The organism is Candidatus Eisenbacteria bacterium (genome assembly GCA_016930695.1).
Taxonomy (GTDB): domain Bacteria; phylum Orphanbacterota; class Orphanbacteria; order Orphanbacterales; family Orphanbacteraceae; genus JAFGGD01.
On record JAFGGD010000024.1, the window covers coordinates 1 to 16,191 of the forward strand.

At 66.8% G+C, this 16,191-nt stretch carries 12 protein-coding genes; 6 read left to right on the forward strand and 6 right to left on the reverse strand.

Translation table 11 applies throughout. From position 1 onward, the window contains the following. Positions 1 to 810: 810 nt before the first annotated feature. The 5 genes from JW958_04150 to JW958_04170 all read right to left on the reverse strand — a co-directional run bounded on the left by JW958_04150 (position 811) and on the right by JW958_04170 (position 9,082). Positions 811 to 2,769, reverse strand: coding sequence for a tetratricopeptide repeat protein (locus JW958_04150; GenBank protein ID MBN1825436.1), 1,959 nt, complete (start codon positions 2,767 to 2,769; stop codon positions 811 to 813). Between the two features lie 116 nt (positions 2,770 to 2,885). Next, complete coding sequence (locus tag JW958_04155) at positions 2,886 to 5,945, reverse strand: Ig-like domain-containing protein (GenBank protein ID MBN1825437.1); 3,060 nt, start codon at positions 5,943 to 5,945, stop codon at positions 2,886 to 2,888. 205 nt (positions 5,946 to 6,150) lie between these two features. Next, positions 6,151 to 7,641: an oligosaccharide flippase family protein gene (locus JW958_04160; protein MBN1825438.1), complete on the reverse strand. Its 1,491-nt coding sequence runs from the start codon at positions 7,639 to 7,641 to the stop codon at positions 6,151 to 6,153. Next, a complete protein-coding gene (locus JW958_04165; GenBank protein ID MBN1825439.1) occupies positions 7,638 to 7,862 on the reverse strand; it encodes a 4Fe-4S binding protein in 225 nt (74 codons plus the stop codon). The genes JW958_04160 and JW958_04165 overlap by 4 nt, the downstream gene beginning before the upstream one ends. Next, positions 7,859 to 9,082, reverse strand: a complete 1,224-nt coding sequence (locus tag JW958_04170; GenBank protein MBN1825440.1) for an NAD(P)/FAD-dependent oxidoreductase — start codon at positions 9,080 to 9,082, stop codon at positions 7,859 to 7,861. Before JW958_04170 ends, JW958_04165 begins: the two co-directional genes overlap by 4 nt. Before the next feature lie 262 nt (positions 9,083 to 9,344). Here JW958_04170 and JW958_04175 point away from each other — a divergent pair, with 262 nt between their 5' ends. The 6 genes from JW958_04175 (at position 9,345) to JW958_04200 (ending at position 14,744) form a co-directional block, all read left to right on the forward strand. Then, a complete protein-coding gene (locus JW958_04175; protein ID MBN1825441.1) occupies positions 9,345 to 10,289 on the forward strand; it encodes an ATP-binding cassette domain-containing protein in 945 nt (314 codons plus the stop codon). Next, positions 10,286 to 11,002 carry an ABC transporter permease gene (locus JW958_04180; protein MBN1825442.1) on the forward strand — a complete coding sequence of 239 codons (717 nt, stop codon included), beginning with the start codon at positions 10,286 to 10,288 and terminating at the stop codon, positions 11,000 to 11,002. Before JW958_04175 ends, JW958_04180 begins: the two co-directional genes overlap by 4 nt. Positions 11,003 to 11,009: 7 nt before the next feature. Continuing rightward, positions 11,010 to 12,650, forward strand: coding sequence for a GldG family protein (locus JW958_04185; GenBank protein MBN1825443.1), 1,641 nt, complete (start codon positions 11,010 to 11,012; stop codon positions 12,648 to 12,650). Further along, positions 12,647 to 13,636, forward strand: a complete 990-nt coding sequence (locus JW958_04190; GenBank protein ID MBN1825444.1) for a DUF4340 domain-containing protein — start codon at positions 12,647 to 12,649, stop codon at positions 13,634 to 13,636. The genes JW958_04185 and JW958_04190 overlap by 4 nt, the downstream gene beginning before the upstream one ends. Before the next feature lie 5 nt (positions 13,637 to 13,641). Next, positions 13,642 to 14,121, forward strand: coding sequence for a cytidine deaminase (locus tag JW958_04195; protein ID MBN1825445.1), 480 nt, complete (start codon positions 13,642 to 13,644; stop codon positions 14,119 to 14,121). Positions 14,122 to 14,252: 131 nt separating this feature from the next. Further along, positions 14,253 to 14,744, forward strand: coding sequence for a GNAT family N-acetyltransferase (locus tag JW958_04200; GenBank protein ID MBN1825446.1), 492 nt, complete (start codon positions 14,253 to 14,255; stop codon positions 14,742 to 14,744). A 79-nt stretch (positions 14,745 to 14,823) separates the two neighbouring features. On the opposite strand, the gene JW958_04205 is transcribed toward JW958_04200, so the two are convergent. Continuing rightward, a complete protein-coding gene (locus JW958_04205) occupies positions 14,824 to 15,813 on the reverse strand; it encodes an ornithine cyclodeaminase family protein (GenBank protein ID MBN1825447.1) in 990 nt (329 codons plus the stop codon). Positions 15,814 to 16,191 lie beyond the last annotated feature (378 nt).

Below are 16,191 nucleotides of genomic sequence, written 5' to 3' on the forward strand. Positions count from 1 at the left end.
CGGTTTCGCTTTTTTGTTGTTTTTGCTTTTCCCTTTTTCCCGGGAGGGTTTTGGGGTCGGGGGGTCGGTTCGTGACGAGAGCGTGTCCCATGAGGCGAGAGGGTGTTCCGGACGAGTCGCCTCCTCCGCGAGTTTCCGTGGTCGGACCACTCGTGCGCACGGTTTCGCTTTTTTGTTGTTTTTGCTTTTCCCTTTTTCCCGGGAGGGTTTTGGGGTCGGGGGGTCGGTTCGTGACGAGGAGCCGGTTTGCGAGGCGAGAGGACCGTTCGGACGAGCCCGTTCCCGGAATTGTGGCCTTAGCCACGATGAGGAAACGGGCGAAGGAGAACGGTTCTCGCAGCCCGCAAGCCGGCTCCGCAGTAGAACCGACCCCCCGATCCCAAAACAAAGAGGGGACGGGAGTCGGCCGGCGAATCGGTCGGCTTCGAGTCCTGCGGTTCCGTGCCGGATATCAGCTACCGTGGCGCGGATGAACCTCGAAGTCGGTCGTCGCCTCCTGGTGACCTCCCGTCCCGGAAGCATGCTCAATATACCCGGAAAAAAGTAGAGCGACAAGAGGAGGCGGCATAAAAAAAAGAAGAACGGCTTGCCGTAGGTGGGGCATGATTCAGCCCTCTTTCGGCGACTTGGCCGCGGCTCGGCACGCCGTCCTTCCTATTCGTTCTCGTTCGATCAAAATCAATATAGCCGCAGGAACCGAAGCTGGCTAGGGGTAGGGGCTTCTATTTCGCGCACCCTCTAACGGCCGGGGAGGAACTCTTCGATTTTCGCTGTTCCGTCGCGATCAGCGCAAAAGAGGACGAATGGGGATCAAGGTTCCCCGGCGCCGGCCGAATCGGCGCCCGCGGCGAGAATCTCATCGAGAAGGGTCTCCGCGTCTTCGTATCCCGGATCGAGCTCTAACGCGTTGCGCAGCGCCTTCTCCGCCCCCTCCCTGTTTCCCGCGCTCGCGAAGAGCAGCCCCACGTTGTAGTGGATCACCGGGTCCATCGGCGCGATTTCGAGGGCGTTCCGATAGAAACGGAGCGCCTCCGCGAACGCGCCGCGCCGGGCGAGAAGAGAGCCGAGGTTCATGTGGGCCGCTTTTCGTTGGGGATCGCGCCGGATCGTCTCCCGGTAGGTCTCTTCCGCCCTGTCCAGAGAATCGAGCGATTCGTATTCCAAGGCCAGATTATAACGGGCGTCGTTCTGTTCCGGATCGCGCCTGACGAGGGCGCCGTACAGCTCGACCGCCTCTTCATGCCGGCCCAAAGCGGACCGGGTAAGAGCCAGGCCGAAGGCGGCCTTGTCCATCCCACGGAAGAGCCGGAGCGATTCACGGAAGGCCCGGTCCGCGTCTTCGTAGCGGCCGAGCTTGTATTCGGCGTAACCCACGTTGTTCCACGCCCACGGGATCGGCAGGTAAGCGGCCCATCCCGGTCGAAGCGCAAGGGAGGCCCGGGTCAGACGCAGAGCTTCCTCGTAAGCCCCGTGGACGTAAGCCTCGCGGCCGAACTCGTACATCGCTTCCGGCGCGTATTCGTTCTTGGCGAGCGTATCGGTGAAGAGGGTCCGGTCGTCCCGCCAGGTGCGGTTCCGGGCGAGAGCGCCCGCGGCGAGGAGTAACGCGAGAAGGACGGTCGTCAACTCTCCGGGCGTCATGCCGAAGCGCTCCCGCCGTCCCAGGATTCGCCCGCCGTGCAGATCGAGCAGGACCGCGACGGCGACGAGGAAGCCCACAGAGGGGAGATAGAGCATCCGCTCGGCGCGGAAGTGGAGGAGCGGAATCAGATTCAAGAAGGGGAGGATGGTGATCGCCATCCAGAGGAGGCCGAAACCGGTCTCCCGCCGTCCCCGGCCGAGCCGGATGAAGCCGAACAGCGCGCCGGAAAGGGCGAGCAGCGCCAGGAAGGCGCGCGGGTCGAGGGGGAAATCGGAGAGGCGCACCGCGTCGTTGGTGTGCAGAGGGAAGGGGAGGAGAAGGAGGCGCAGGTATCCGCCGAGCACGCGGAGCACGGTGGGAAGGAGGTAGATCGGTTCGATCGTCCCGGCGACCCCCGCGCCGAGCGACCCGAGCGCGATCCGCCGGACGAGCAGGTACAGGGCGAGAAGGACGAAGAAGAGGGGCTCCTTCCACGGTGTGAGGAAGGGTTCTCCCTCGCGCCGGTCCTGCCGGCGGACGAGCAGCACGAGGAGGGGGAGCGTGGCGGCGCTCTCCTTCGACCCGAGGGCGAAGAGAAACGCGGCGAGGCTCCCGGCGAGCCAGATCGGTTTGCGGGAGGAGCGGAGATAGAGGTTGAGGGAGAGAAGCATCCCCGCGGCGGCCAGCAGGCCCGGTCGGCCGCCGATCCACGCCACCGCCTCGGTGTGGATCGGATGGACGGCGAAGAGGAGGGACGCCAGCAGAGGAACGCGTCGGACCGGAAAAAGGCGCTGGAGCAGAAGGAAGAGGAGAAGCGTGACCGCGCCGTGCAGCAAAACGTTGACGGCGTGGTACCCGGCCGGGTTCCCGCCGAAGAGGGCGTGATCGATGGTGTAAGAGATCGCCGTGAAGGGACGGTAGTATCCTCCCCCGTCCGGCATCGGCGTTCCGGTGAACGCCCAAAGCGGCCGGGAGAAGGCGTGGATCGCCTCCCCGCCGGATTGGAGGATCGCGTATCCGTCCTCGATCTCCCTGTGGTCCGTCCAGACGAACCCGTTCCCCAGGGTGTTCGCGTAGGTGAGGATCGCCGCCAGAGTCACCAGCGCGGCGTTCCACATCGTTCGGGCGCGTGCGTTTCTCTCGGTCACGGAGAATCCCTCCCGCCTCCGCCGCGCGGCGCGCCGGCCGGCCCGTCGATTCTATCGGGATTCGATCCGGGCGGCAAGGATGGGCGGGGAAGGATTCGCGCACTCCCCTCGGGGCGTCAGCGCAACAGCAGGACGCGCCGGGCGTCGGAGCGAACGCCGGAACGGAGTCGAACGAAGTAGAGGCCCGATGGGGCGTCGTCGCCGCTTCGGTTCGTGCCGTCCCAGATCGCCTCGTGGGGGCCCGCGTCGAGATCGCCGTCGAAGAGAACCGCCGTCAGCCGCCCGCGCAGATCGTGCACGGTCAGCTCCGCGCGGCCCGCCTCGGCGAGGGAGAAGGGAATCCTCGTCGAAGGGTTAAACGGATTCGGACGGTTCGGTCCGAGAAGGAAGCCGTAGCGCGCCGGCGGATCCGGGTCGCCGGGCAACTCCGTTTCGGCGAGCAGGGAGACGATCCGGGTGATCCGCTTCTCGCCGGAGGCGCCGGACTCCACCGCGACCAGATCCCCCCAGCCGTCGAAGGCGAGCGCGTCCCCTCCTTCGAAACCGGAGAAACCGGAGGCGAAGAGGGAGGTCCCTCCGCCCGGTTCGACGCGCACGATCGTCTGGTCGTCGACGTTGACCACATAAAGAAAACGACCGAAACCGCCCAGGTGGTCGAGGGCGGGCGAGGTCGCGCCGCCGAGAAGGGAGGGATCGTTCGCGAGGATCGTTTTCGCGCCGGTGGAGTCGATCCGGTAAATCGTCCCGGCTCCGTCCACGGCGTAGAGGTCTCGCCCGAAGTCGCCCCCTTCGCCGAAGGCGAGTCCGGTCACCGAGCCGAGGCCGGAGGCGAGAAGCGACACCGCGCCGTTCGAGTCCGCCGTCCAAACGGAACCGCCGTTCGGGTGTCCCATGGCGACGCGGCCGCCGAATGCGCCGCCTCGGTCCACGGCGACCGTCCAGTATCCGCCCGACTCCGGCCAAGAGGCGAGCCTCTCCAGCCGCCCCGCCGCCGCGCCCTCCATGCGGAAACGGAGAAGAGCCGCGGGGTCCGCCACGAGAAGATCGCCGCCGAAGGCGCCCGCCGGTCCGTCCGAGGCGAGGGCGTCGGGCCGTCCGAGGAGGGAGTCGGCGAGGACGGTTTCGACGAAGCCGCGGTCGTGCCAGAGGTAGACACGGTCCCAACCGGTGTCGCCGAGGAGGAGCCTCCCCGCCCGCGGGTTTCCGTCGGCAACGCGCTCCAGCGAGATCGGTCTGTCGAGGTCGCCGTCGCCTTGCGTCAGGACGGCGTACTCCGCGGGCACGGTGATCGCGCCCCCGCCCGCCGAGGAGACGGCGAAGAAGAAGGAGAACGCCGCGCCCAGGCTGTCGCCGTTCGTCGCCCGCGCTCCCGCCCCGACCGAGACGGCGTACGTCTGCCCAACGGAGAGATCGCTTTCCGGGTAAAGGAAGAGAGTGCGGCCGAACCAGGCGGCACTGCAGGCGAAGGAGGGGGTGAGGGCCAAATTCGCTTCCACCGAGGACCGGTCCATCTCGCGGTCGAAGAGGATCCGGATCGGCGCACCCGGAGCCGGGAGGACGCCGTCGTGGGGGGGCCAGACCGTCTCGATCCACGGCGCCGGATCGGGCGCCTCCGCCGCGAGGGCGATCGCCGACAAGCCGCCGACGACGATATCCGTCGTCCCGCCCGCGGGGATCGTGAAGCTCCTGTCCGAGAGGAGATCGTAAACCACGCCGCCGGGGAGGCTCGGGTCGATGACGAGGGTGTCCGCCTTTTCCTTCGTGTTGAAAGCGACGAGAACGGTCGTTTCACCCGGCAAGATCCTCTCGTAGGCGTAGAGCCCCGCGTCGGAGGCGCTCGCCTTCTCCGATTGCGCGCCCAGGCGGAGGGCGGGGAAATCCCGCCTCAGCCCGTTCAGCCGGCGGATCCACCGGTAGAGGGGGGTGGTCTGATCGAAGTGGTCCCCCTCGGAGGGGCCGAAGTCCCATGCGCCGTCCCACATGTCCTCGCGGCAGTAGGGGTCGCCGCCGCCGTCGTATTCCTGCTCGGCGCCGTAATAGACGCAGGGGACGCCGAGGGATGTGTGCATCCACGCCTGGGCGAGCTTCGCCTTCGCCTCGTCGTGGTCCGCGTTGGAGCCGTATCCCATGAAGCGGGCGTTGTCGTGGTTGGCGATGAAGGTCACCAGCCGGTTGCGGGCCGTCGGGTCGTAGTAAACGGAGTCGGCGTAGACGCCCGAGAGGACCTCCGTCGCGCCGCCGTCCCGGAACACCCACCGCGCGCCGAAGTACATCGGGTACCAGAGGGTGGACTCGAGGGCGAAGGGACCGCCCGCCTGGGTTCCGGTGTAGCGCCCGTTATTCCAGGAGGAACCGTCGAAGATCTCGCCGAACTGGAAGAAGTCCTCCTTACCGATCGAATCGGCGTAGGCGCGGATCGCCGGCCCCCACTCCTGCCAGAAATCGAACTCCACGTGTTTCACCGTGTCGATGCGGAAGCCGTCCGCGTCGGTCGTGTCGATCAACCAGGTGTGCGCGTCGATCAGCGCGTCCCGCACCGCCGGTTCCTCGGTCTTGTAGTCGTCCAGCCCCCAAAGCTCGCCGAGGATCTGGTCGGGGTCCACCCAGTCCTGCGTCTGGCCGTTGTTGTGGTACCAGGAGAGATTGTCGAAGGGGGGCGCCGGGCGGTTCGTCGGCGAGCGCCAGCGGAGCGTGTAGTCGCCCGGGTAATGAAAATCGGGGTAGGAAGGATCGTTGGAGTCGACCAGGTCTCCGCCGTGGTTGGCGATCACGTCGAGTATGGCGTACATGCCCCGTGCGTGAAGCGCGTCGATGAGCGAGCGAAGATCGGCCATCCCCCCGAAATGGGGGGCCATGGTGCGGAAGTCCTTGATGGAGTACCCGTGGTATTCCGCCCAGGCGTTCTGCTGCACCGGCGAGATCCAGAGCGCCGTCACCCCCATGCCGCGGATGTAGTCGAGCTTCTGCTCGATCCCGGACCAATCGCCGCCGTGGATCTTGTAGCCGTCCGCGGGATCGTAGTTTCCCTCCACGGCGTTGTTGGACGGATCGCCGTCGAAGAAGCGGTCCGTCACGATCTGGTAGATCGTCTGGTTTCGCCAATCCTCAGGGGAGGGGGTGGCGGCGAAGAGGGGCGCGGCGGCGGCGATAAGCAGAATCGGGATGAGGCGTCGCATTGTTTCCTCGGGTGACCGGGTGTGGAGAGGCGCGATCTTTCTCTATTCTACCACGAATCGGCGGGGTCTTTCTCTCCACCTCGCGGAACGGGAACGGCTCCTTGGTCCCGAACGGGTGTTTCCCCCTTCGCGGTCTCCCCGAGAGGTAACCCGAATCCCGGACGAACGCCAAGAAAAGGGCTCGGCACCACGGAGCGAAATGCAGCTAACTGTCTTTTGGTTTTCTAGTTACGAGGTCCCATGCGAGCGTGAAGACACCGGTTCTTCTCTGAAGGAGAATCCAGAAGGGGGAGGTGACGGCGAGGAGGATCGCCCCCCGAACCGTCCCCCAGAAGAGGTGGCCGCGGAGCGTCTCCTCCCGGATCGGCAGGAGGAGGAAGAGGAGGACGATGGCGGCGGCGGTGTAGATCGTGGGGAGGTAGGTCTTCCCCACCATCCAGAGGACGCTCCTCTCCCCCTCCGGCAGCAGATGGAAGGCGTAGGCGAGGAGGATCGTCCCGTAGAGGAACTGGCATGTCGCCGAGCCGAGGGCGACGCCGTGGATGCCGTAACCGAGGCGGATGAAGAGAGTGTTCAGCGCCGCCTCGAGGATCACGATCGCGGCGCCGCCGAGCAGGAGCACGCGGGTGCGGTTCACCGTGATCAGGAAGTAGGAGGAGAGAGAGGCGAGGGAGAAAAATACGGCGCCGCAAACGAGAATCCGCATCGCCGAGAGGCCGGGGAGAAACTTGGGGAGGAGGAAGACCACCGGGATGTGGATCCAAAGCATCACCAGTCCGAGGAAGACGGGGATGAAGATCGAGAAGGCGAAGGTTGGTTCCTTAAGCGTTCTCGCCAGGGAGGAGATCTCGCCGGTCTCGCCGAACTTGGCGAGAAAATTGGGAAAGAGGGTGAAGCTGGCCGAGCTGGTGATGTAGCGGAGCATGCTCGCTACGGTGAAGGCGATGCCGTAGAAGCCGAGTTGCTCCCGGCTCAGGAAGGCGATGATGACGAACTTGTCCACCTGGCGGAGGAGCACCTCCATGAAGAGGTAGGCGAGCACCGGCCCCCCCCGCACGAGAAGCCTTTTCCAGTCCCCGAGGGAGGCTCGAAGGCGGAAGGACCAATCCGAACGGATTCGGAGAAAGGCGACCACGGAGAGGTTGGTGATCACCAGCGCCACGAAGAGGCCGTGGACGCCGTAGAAGATCGCCGCCGGCACGGAGAGCGCGAGATCGAGGATTCCCTGCAGCGCCCACCCTTGCGAAACCGGTCCGATCCTCTGGGTGGAGCGGAAGATGTTGTAGTGGAGGAAGACCTGGTTTTGGAGGAGCACGGCGACGCCCGCCAGAGGGAGGGCGAGACGGGTGACGGAGGTGTACCCTTTCCAGCCGACGAGATCGACGGCGATCAGCGCGAGAACGAGCAAAGCCGACAGCCCGGTCACGGCGGTGAATCCCGCGTCCCGGAATCCCCAGGCGCGCTCCCGGTTCTCCCGGCCGAGCCAGAAGGGGATCTCGCGGTCCATCCCGTTCAGGATGCCGAGGTGCACGTAGGCGCCCATCTGATAGATCACGAGGAGGGCGACCCAGTTGCCGTACTCCTCCGGTCCGAGGAGCCGGGCGATCACGAAGCCCCGGATCATGGTGGCGAAGCGCGCCACGTACTGGCTCGTGGCGTAGCCGCCCCAATCGGCGAGGGTTTTACTCCGGCTCATGGCGACTCCCGGTCCGGCGCGGCGATGCGGATGGCCGCGACGGGACAGACGGCGGCGCACTCGCCGCAACGGACGCACGCCGCGGGATCATAACGCAGAACGAGCCTTTCCAGAAGAAGGGCTTCGGTCGGGCAGACCGCGACGCAGGCCGCGCAGGAGAGGCAGAGCCCCCCGTCGATTCGGAGATATGCGTTCGCCGCCTCGGCGCCGGTACCGGTCAAAAGAGCCTCCTCATGTTTCGGCTCACACGGAGGATCGGCAGGCAGGCCGATAGGAAGGAGCCGGGAAGACGGAGAAGGTCGGCGGCCAATCGAAGCCGTCCGGTCCCGCGTTCGCGGTCCCGGAAGATCCGCGCCATCCCCATCCAGACTTTTTCCAGCATGGCGTCGTCGTATCGATAAAAGACGTCGGCGAGGCGGAGGTACCGGTCGTTCAAACGGCCGGCCGTGCGCGCCCAGGCGCGGTCGTACTCCGCCAAGACCGCCTCCGGATCGCCGTCCTTCCCCTCGAGCGCGCGCGCGGCGGTCCGCCCGGCCAAATCCCCCGCCTCCAGGGCGTTCATGATCCCCCCGCCCGTGAGGGGGTTCCCCTGGCGCGCCGCGTCCCCGGCGAGAAGGGTCCCGTTTCCGCTGATCCGCCGGAGAGAGCGGGCCCGGCAGGCGGCGCCGGCGACCCGCCCGACGATCTCCGCCCCCGGCTCGAAACGCTCCAGATAGCGCTCCAGCCATGCCGAGGCGTGGATGCCTCCCGCGCGCGCGGTCTCCACGCCGAGGCCGACGTTCCAAATCCCGTCCGCTCGCGGGAAAGCCCATGCGTAGCCGCCCGGGGCGATCTCATTCCCGAAGCGGAACTCGAGCATTCCGTCGGGCCGCCGCCGCGCGGTCCGAATGCGCGCCTCGGCGCAGCTGAACAGCTCGGCGGCGGTCCACCGCGGGGCGAGTCCCGCCCAGCGTCCCGCCAGCGCTTCGATCCCGTCGGCGGCGACGACGACCCGGCAGCGGGCCGTCCACTCCCGGCCCTCCTCGCGGAGACGCACCCCTTCCACGGCGCCTCCGGAGCCGCGAAGGAGCCCGGTCGCCGCGCACCCGGTCCGCAGCTGCGCCCCCGCCTCGGCCGCCGCGCACGCGGCGCCGGCGTCGAAGCGCTCCCGGTCGAGCATCACGCCGATTCCGGGCGCCCTCTTCTCGATGGCCGTCCCGCCGGGGCTGATGAACCGCCCGCCGTCGATCGGCCCGGTGATCCACTCCTCCCGCACCGGGAAGAACCGCTCCAACTCTCCCCGGTGGCCGGTCGCCTCCGCGCATCGCACCGGGCTGCCGACCCGCTCCCTTTTTTCGACGAGCAGCACGCCGAGGCCCGCCTCGGCGACGCGGAGCGCCGCCGTCGAGCCCGCCGGCCCCGCGCCGATCACCACCGCGTCGTATCGCTTCTCTCCGTTCACGCGCCCTCTCTCCGCGGCCGCCGCGCTCCTTCGAATCGAACCGCATTATAAGGAGAGGGGAGAAAGGCCACAAGCGGCGGGAACCCGGGCCGCTCCTCCGGTGTAATTCTTTTCCGGAGCCCCTCACGGGCTTCGAAAAAAAACTTGGACGCGGTGGAGACGGCGCATACAATGTACTTTCTGCGTTCAGGGTCCACATGAGACGCGGAACCAAGGGCTTCCGCGCGCGAACAGTCAACCGGCACAACGAAACGGGAAGGCGATGATCCAGGTCAGGAATCTTTCCAAGCGTTTCGGCGCCACGGTGGCGGTGCGGGACGTCTCTTTCGACGTGGCCCGCGGGGAGGTTCTCGGCTTCCTCGGGCCGAATGGCGCGGGCAAGACCACGACCATGCGGATCTTGACCGGGTACATTCCACCGACCGAAGGCTCCGCCCGGGTGGCCGGACACGATCTTCTCGAGGACTCCCTCGAGGTGCGGCGGCGCGTCGGCTATCTGCCGGAAAGCGCCCCCCTCTACGGCGACATGGAGGTGGTCGACTTCCTCCGCTTCGTCGCCGACGTCCGCGGGATCCCGCGGACGGAGACCGGCGGCCGGATCGACAGGATGGTGAAGGTGTGCGGCCTCGAGAAGGTGGTGGGCCGCGTGATCCACCATCTCTCCAAAGGGTACCGCCAAAGGGTCGGCCTCGCCCAGGCGATGATCCACGACCCGGACATCCTGATCCTCGACGAGCCGACGAGCGGGCTCGACCCGAACCAGATCATGGAGATCCGGGAGCTGATCCGCGAGCTGGGCCGGGAAAAGACGGTGATCCTCTCCACCCACATCCTGCCGGAGGTCTCCGCCACCTGTGACCGCGTACTCATCATCAACGAGGGGATCCTCGTCGCCAGCGGCACGCCGGAGGAACTCTCCACGCGGACTCAGGAGGGGGGGCGGATGCACGTGACGGTGCGCGCCGCCGGTCGGGAGGAGGTGGAGTCCCGCCTCGCCGCGGCGGACTTCCTCGCCGAGTCGCGCTACGCCGGAACGGCGGGCGACGGACTGCACCGGTTCGTGCTCAGCGGGCGCGGGGCGCGGGACGTCGGCGAGCGCGTCTTCCGGCTCGCCGTGGAGAACGGCTGGAGCCTGGCGGAGCTGCGTCCCGAGTCGGTCACCCTCGAGGACGTCTTCCGCCGGCTGACCAAGGGAGAACGGTCGTGAGCAACGTGGGTACCATAATACGTAAAGAATTCCGCAGTTACTTCGACTCTCCGGTGGCGTACATCTACATCACCTTCTTCCTGGTTCTCTCCTCCTGGCTCTTCCTGCGGGGCTTCTTCCTGGTGAACCAGGCGAACATGCGGGGGTGGTTCGGCATCCTCCCCTGGCTGCTTCTCTTCTTCATCCCCGCCGTCACCATGCGGCTCTGGGCGGAGGAGAAGAAGCTCGGGACCATCGAGCTTTTGATGACGCTGCCGGTTCGGGACCACGAGGTGGTGCTCGGTAAATACCTGGCGAGCCTTCTCTTTCTCGCCCTGACGCTCCTCCTCTCCTTTTCGGTCCCGGCGCTGACCGCGGTCCTCGGCTCGCCCGATCCGGGGCCGATCTGGGGGGGCTACGTGGGGGCGTTGCTGCTCGGCGCCTCCTTCCTGGCCGTCGGGCTCTTCGTGAGCGGCCTTACCGAGAACCAGATCATCGCCTTCATCATCGGCGTGACGCTGATCTTCCTCCTCTTCGTGGTCGGCGAGGAGTTCGTGCTGTACAACGCGCCCCGCTCCCTGGTGTCGATCCTCAAGTTCATCGGGATGGGCGCCCACTACGAGTCGGTGGGCCGGGGCGTGATCGATTCCCGAGACGTGGTCTATTATGTCTCGGTGATCGCCTTTTTCCTTTATCTCAACGTCCGGGCGCTGGAATCCCGGAAATGGAAGTGATCGGATCATGACCGCCAAACGAAGCACGCGGGGAACCAATTCGCTGTTGCTCGTCGCGATCGTGCTGGCCGCGTTGGTCGCGGTGAACCTGATCTCCCAACGCCGGTTCTTCCGGATCGACCTGACCGAGGACAGGCGCTACACGCTCTCTTCGTCGACCAAGAAGATCCTGAAGGATCTGGACGACGTGGTGACCGTGAAGGTGTATTTCAGCCGCGAACTACCCACCTACCTGATGACGCTGAACCAGGAGGTGCGGGACATGCTCGCCGAGTACGGGACCTACAGCGGCGGCAACCTGCTCGTGGAGTGGGAGGATCCGGCGGAGAACCCGGAGACGGAGAGCCGCGTGCGCTTCCTCGGCATTCCGCAGGTGCAGCTGCAGATCATCGAGAAGGACCAGATGCAGGCGGTGAACGCCTACCTCGGCGTGGCGGTGTTGTACGAGGACCGGAGCGAGACGATCCCGGTGGTGGAGAGCGTCGAGAACCTGGAGTACGACCTGACCGCGGCGATTCTGAAGGTGTTCCGCGACGAGGAGGAGACCGTGGCGGTTCTCCAAGGGGACGGCGTGGAGCCGACTCTGGAGGAGGGGCTCGCCAACGCGCGCCAAGCGCTCGCCGAGCGTTACCGCGTGCTCCCCTACGATCCCGCAGGCGGGGAGCCGGTTCCCGCGGAGGCGGGCGCTCTTCTGGTCGTGCAGCCGGACGCGCTCTCCGACCGAACGCTCTTCGAGATCGACCAATTCGTGATGGCCGGCGGTTCCCTTCTTCTCTTCTACGATCCGATCCGTCTCACCGCCGGTTCGATCCGCGCGACGCCGCGTCTCTCCGGGATGGAGGAGATGCTCGCCCGCTGGGGGGTGCGGCTGGGGGAGAACGTGGTGCTCGACCCGCGGGACAACCAGCACGCCGCCTTCAACCAGGGCTATCTCACATTCACCCTCCCCTACCCCTTTTGGCTGAACGTGCGCGGTGAGAACGTGAACCCGGCGAACCCGATCGTGAACCAGCTCGGCGGCATCGTGCTCCCCTGGGCGGGGACGGTAGCGGCCGCGGAGACTCCGCCGGAGGGGATCGCGCTGGATACGCTTCTCTGGTCGAGCTCTTACGCCTGGACCCGGGCCGGCGAGTACGACCTGAACCCGCAGCAGCGTTTCGCCGACGCTCCGCGGGAGCCGGGGGCGAGGCTCCCTCTCGCCGTGGCGGCGACGGGCGTCTTCCCCGGTTTCTTCGCTGGTAAAGAGATTCCGCCGCTCCCGGCCGATCGGGAGGATGGGAGCGATCCGACGATCGCGCCGCCGCCGCAGGATCGATCGATCATCGAGTCGAGCGACACGACGCGGGTGGTGGTCTTCGGCTCGGGGAACATGATCCTCGACGACATGACCAACCAATTCCGAGCGAACCTGGTTCTTCTGCAGAACGCCGTCGATTGGCTCAGCTTCGGCGACGAGCTGATCGCCATTCGCTCCCGGGGGGTCTCGGACCGCCCGCTTCGCGAGATGAGCGAGCGGGGGAAGACGATCGCGCGGTTCCTCACCACGTTCGGCGTGCCGATCCTGGTGGTCCTGTTCGGGCTCGCTCGCTGGATCCGACGCCGCAACCTGCGGGCGGAGGCGCTCGCCGCGATGGAGGCGTCCGAATGAGAAACAAGAACCCGATCGCGCTGGCGGCCGTTCTGATCGTTCTCGTGTTGATCGTCATCCTTCTCGGCCGCAACGCCGGCCGCGGTCCCGCGCCGGAGGTGGGGGAGGTGTATCTCTTCCCCGGCCTGGACACGGCTTCGGTGGACCGGATCGCGATCCGCGCCGGCGAGAACCGCGCGGAGATGACGCGGGGCGAAGGGGGCGAGTGGCTCGTTTCGACGGAAGAGGACTTCCCCGCCGATCCCGAAGCGGTGTCGCGCCTGCTCGAAGCGGCGGCGGAGCTTTCCGCCGCGTCGCTCACATCCCGGCGCCCGTCGAAGCACGAGATCTTCGAGGTGGACTCCGCGAAGGGGGTGGAGGTGGTCCTCGAGTCCGGGGGGGCGGCGGCGGCCCGTTTCTTTCTCGGCAAGAGCGGCCCCGATTTCTCCAGTAATTACGTCCGCGCCGCCGGCGACGAGGAGGTCTACCTGCACCCGCAGTCGATTCGCGCCCTTTTCGATCGAGGGAACCGAACCTGGCGGGACAAGCAGATCTTCGACTTCGACAGGGAGAACCTCGCCCGCCTGCGGATCGAACGCGGCGAGGAATCGCTCCTCTTCGAAAACCGCGGCGACGAGGGGTGGGCGGTGCTGGAGCCCGATGGGTACCGGCCGCAGGGACCTTTGGTGGAGGGGCTCGCCCGCGGCTTCACGAGGCTGACGGCGAGCGACTTCGGTGCCGAGGAGGAGCGGGCGGCAGCCGGGCTGGAAGATCCGCGCGCCCTGGTCACGCTGACGTTCACCGACGGATCGGAGAAAACCCTCGCCGTGGGGGCGGAGAAGGAAGGGGGGGGGGGCGTCTTCGTCGAGAGGAACGGCGACGGCGTTCTCTTTCTCGTGCCGTCGTCGCGCGTCGCGGCGATCTTCCGGCAGACGGACGAACTGATCGAGCCGATCCCGGCGGACACGCCGGCGGCGGCGGAATCCGCGCCGGTGGAAGGCGAATAATCTTCATGGGAGAAGCGATGGAGAAGGACGACCGGGAGCGCTCCGCCGGGGCGAAGGAGAAGGCCGCGGCGGAGCACCGCCCCGGCTTCCCCGAGATCTACATGCAGATGGCTTTCCAGCTCGCCCGCCGGAGCACCTGCCGGCGGCTCCAGGTGGGGACGGTGATCGCCAGCGCCGACTACCGCCGGATCCTGGCGGTCGGCTACAACGGAAACGCCTCCGGCCTCCCCAACAGCTGCGACCGGGACGAGCCGGGGAACTGCGGCTGCCTTCACAGCGAAGAGAACGCGGTGATCAACTGCACGGAGCCGCGGGGGACCGCCAAGATCGTCCTCGTCACGCATCTTCCCTGCGTCATGTGCGCCAAGCGCCTCATCAACCTGGGTGGTGTCCGAAAGGTCTACTACGCCCACGACTACCGCAAGCGCGACGCCCTCGACATCCTCGAGGGGGCGGGGATCGAAGTGCAGCGCCTGGACGTGTAAGCCGGGGGACGGAGAGGAGATCTCCTTTGCCGACGGGCGCGGCTCATTCCATTCATCCCTTGAATAAAGAGCGCTGGTCCGATTTCACCCGCCTCTTCGGCGCGCGGGGCGCGTGCGGCGGGTGTTGGTGTATGTGGTGGCGGCTCTCGGCGAAGGAGTTCGAGGAGAAGAAGGGGGAGGGGAACCGCCGGGCGATGAAGAGGATCGTGGACGCCGGACGCGTCCCCGGCCTTCTCGCCTATCGGGACGGCGAGCCGGTCGGGTGGGTTTCCGTGGCGCCCCGCGAGGAGTTTCCCCGTCTGTCGAGGTCGAAGATCCTCGCGCCGGTCGACGCACGACCTGTCTGGTCGGTGGTCTGCCTCTTCGTCGCCAAGGAGCACCGCGGGAGAGGGATCGCCGTGGCTCTCCTGAAGGGAGCGGTCGACTACGCACGCGAAAAGGGGGGGCGGATCGTCGAGGGGTACGCGATCGAGCCGAAGGAGGGGAGGATGCCGGACGCCTTCGCCTATCACGGCCCCGCCGCGGCCTACCGCGCCGCCGGCTTCCGCGAGGTCGCCCGCCGCTCCCCCACGCGTCCGATCATGCGGCGCACGGTCCGGCCCCCGCGGGGGAAGAAGAAGTAAGGCCCCGCTTTCGCCTCGAAAAAAGCCGCCGCTTTCGGGGCGGCGGCCTCTCCCTTTTCGGCCGTCGGACCTTCCTGCTTCAAGACAATTGGATCTCCGTCCCCACACCCTTCTCCACCGCCGCCTTGTAGACAGCCATCGCCGAGGAGATGTCCTGGATCGCGAGCCCGCACGACTTGAAGAGGGTGATCTGCTCTTCGCTTTTGCGGCCCGGCTTCTCGCCGATCACCACTTCGCCGAGGCCGGCGACGATGTGATCTTCGGTAACCGCCCCCTCTTGAATGGGGATCAGGATGTCCCCCGCTTCGGCGAGGCTCGCCTCTTTCAGGTCCGCCACATAGTACGATCGCTTCACCGTGGCCGTGTCCAGCTCGCGCGCTCCCGGCGAGTGGGAGCCGATGTTGTTGATGTGTGTCCCCGGCTTCAGCCAGTCGCCGTCGAAGACGGGGGTCGGCGACGACGACGCGGTGACCACGATGTCCGCGGCCCGCACGGCCGCCTCCACGTCGCTTGTGGGGACGACGGTGATCTCCATCTCGTCCCCCATCTCTTTCGCGAAGCGATCCCGCGCGTCGTCGTCGGGATCGATCACCCAAACCGTGTCCAGGGGGCGCACCAGATGGACCGCCTCGATCTGCTTGCGCGCCTGCACGCCCGCGCCGAAGAGGGCGCAGGTCTTGGCGTTCTTCCGCGCCATGTACTTGGTCGCCACGCCGCTCGCGGCGCCGGTTCGCACCGCCGTCAGATAGCCGGCGTCCATGATCGCGCGGCACTCGCCGGTCTCGGGGTCGAGAAGGATCAGCGTGCCGAAGATGGTCGGCTTCTTGTGTTTTTTGGGGTTGTCCGGATAGACGGTGACCACCTTGAGGCCGAGGGCGTCCATCCCGCCGCCGATGTAGGCGGGCATGCCGAGGAAGAGGCCGTGGTGCTTCTCGACGCGGAAGGCGACGCGCTGGGGCATGACCGTTTCGCCCCGGGCGAGCTGGGCGAACGCGTCCTCCACCATCGAGATGCACTCTTTCATGGTGAGCACCGAGGCGACGTCGGCGCGGGAAATCAAGAGGGCCATGGGATTCTCCTTGTTCGTTACGCGCGGGGTCGTTCCTGCTTCGCGGGCCGGTACCAGTATGCGGCGCGTGAGAGGGGAGAGACAAGGGAATCGTGGGAGACAACGGTGGGGAATCCCGGTTCGTCTATCGGTACCGGATTTCTGTAATCGCTATCGGCATCGGTATCGATTTATTCCCTTCCACCCCCGGCTCTCCCTTCGGGGCACGGTGGCGGGAGAGGGACGGACGGGTAATCCCTCTCGGAATCCGGGGCGCTTGGAATCGGTATCGATTCATTCTCTTCCCCCACCGGTCTCCCTTCGGGGCACGGTGTGGGAAGGAGGACGGACGGGTAATCCCTCTCGGAGTCCGGGGCGTGCCGCCCCCTGGGTGGGTTC